Origin of the sequence: Bacteroides caecigallinarum (assembly GCF_016901995.1) — a bacterium.
Classification (GTDB): domain Bacteria; phylum Bacteroidota; class Bacteroidia; order Bacteroidales; family Bacteroidaceae; genus Phocaeicola; species Phocaeicola cellulolyticus.
On sequence record NZ_JACJLE010000145.1, the window covers coordinates 1 to 536 of the forward strand.

Sequence of the window (536 nt, forward strand, 5' to 3'; positions counted from 1 at the left end):
CAGTACTTGGGTGATGGCTTGCTGTATCAGTCGGTCTACAACGGTCGGTATTCCTAACTGTCGCATCTTGCCGTTATCCTTAGGAATTTCCACTCTAAGGACAGGATTGGGACGGTAGCTGCCGTCAAGCAAAGAGCGTATCAAGCTTTTCTTGTTGGCGAGGAGCCATGGGAAAAGTTCGTCACATGACATCTTGTCGATACCGCCACACCCTTTGTTTCTGACTACAGTCTTATAACCTTATTCAGATTATCGGGTGAAAGAATAGCTTCCAGAAGATGCTCTCTGTCAAATGGTACTTCCACGACATTGTCTTCAACCATCCATATGAAGGTCTGCGCTCCCACATACCATTCAGATTCCGTCTTAGCTCTCTGAGGGCAGCCTAAAACTTCAGTTACAGTTTTGTGCATTCTATCCAACATACGGTAGTTTTCAATTATTATCGTTTAAATAAAGTTCTGTCCTTCACAAACTTATCGACACGTTTGCTACTATGACATCTGCTGACTTCTCACGGCAAGCTTTACTCCGCT

General features: G+C 44.4%; 1 pseudogene. It reads right to left on the reverse strand.

Annotation, left to right across the window (positions count from 1 at the left end):
* Positions 1–425, reverse strand: a pseudogene (locus H6A61_RS15380) (group II intron reverse transcriptase/maturase); the annotation flags it as partial.
* Positions 426–536 lie beyond the last annotated feature (111 nt).